Below are 1,069 nucleotides of genomic sequence, written 5' to 3'. Positions count from 1 at the left end.
CCTGTGGAGACTCCTCTGGCGGGGTGGTAGGTCTAAAACCTACCGCTAGTCAAGGGTTGCTGAAGCAGGAAGAAAGCAACAGCGCTGAGCAAAAATCTGTTCTGTTCAGTGCTGTGTAGGTCTTTCAGAGCGGCATCTCCCAGTGCAGCTCGACATGGGTATGGCCTTCTGGGGTGCGGGTGCGATGCCAGGATCCCTTGGGTAGATAGCGGGCGATGGTGTTCATGGCCTTGCTGCCGTAGCCGCCGCTGAGGCCGGGAGCGTACTCGATACCATCGTTGACCACGGAAAGGCAGCAGTGGCGCTCCGTTTGGGCCAGCGACACCTTGACAAAGGAAGCATTGCCTTTGGGGGGTTGTACATGGGCGATGACATTGCCGATGGCCTCCCGCAAAAAGCGCAAGATGTCTTCTCGCTGATCAAACCACTCACCGGTGTTGGGCTCCTGCAGCGGTTGCAGTTGCCGCTCTACAGATAGCGTTAGGCTGCCCGATTGGATCAGTTCATCCAGATAGATCTCGATGCCTCGATGCAGCCCTTCTCGTAAGCTGGGGGAGATGCGCAGCTTGGCAGCTAGAGTGCGCACATCGTTGAGCTGATTCCGGATCCCGCGTCCGATCCTCTCCAGTTGCTCGAGCAGGTGGTCGTAGACGGTGGGATCGGGAGCTTTTCCCTGGTGCTGCTGCCATTGCAAGCTCTCCAAGTTGTCCATCACCACCTTCAGCTCCTGCAGCTCGCGATCGTGAATGTCGGTGGCTACTCGGTAGAGCAGCTTGCGAGCCTGGTCAATGGCGGCCTCCTGTTCGGCTCGGCGCAGGCGCTCCAGTTCCTGTTGCTGGGCCAAGAGCCGTTCTTGATTCTCCACAATGACCAAAGTGAGCAGCAGGCTCACCCCCGTTAGCCCACTGGCCAGGGCCGGCAAGACGAGAGGCCAAACCCAACGCCCCAGTAGAAACTGGGCCACAGCCCACCCTTCGTAAACGGCAAGCCCCACCACAGGCCGCAGGAGAAACTGCTGTTGCTTCCAGCCCCAAGGGCTCAAAAGTGCTCCGCACCGCTGACGCGAACG

General features: G+C 59.3%; 1 protein-coding gene. It reads right to left on the bottom strand.

The window, feature by feature from the left end; translation table 11 throughout:
• Positions 1–124: 124 nt before the first annotated feature.
• A partial coding sequence (locus tag NW818_RS13835; protein ID WP_414424882.1) for a sensor histidine kinase occupies positions 125–1,069 on the bottom strand: 945 nt, incomplete at its 5' end.

Source organism: Synechococcus sp. R6-5 (assembly GCF_047461775.1).
GTDB lineage: Bacteria > Cyanobacteriota > Cyanobacteriia > Thermostichales > Thermostichaceae > Thermostichus.
The sequence above is the reverse complement of the archived record's forward strand: the minus strand, read 5'-3'. Positions and strand labels throughout refer to the sequence as shown.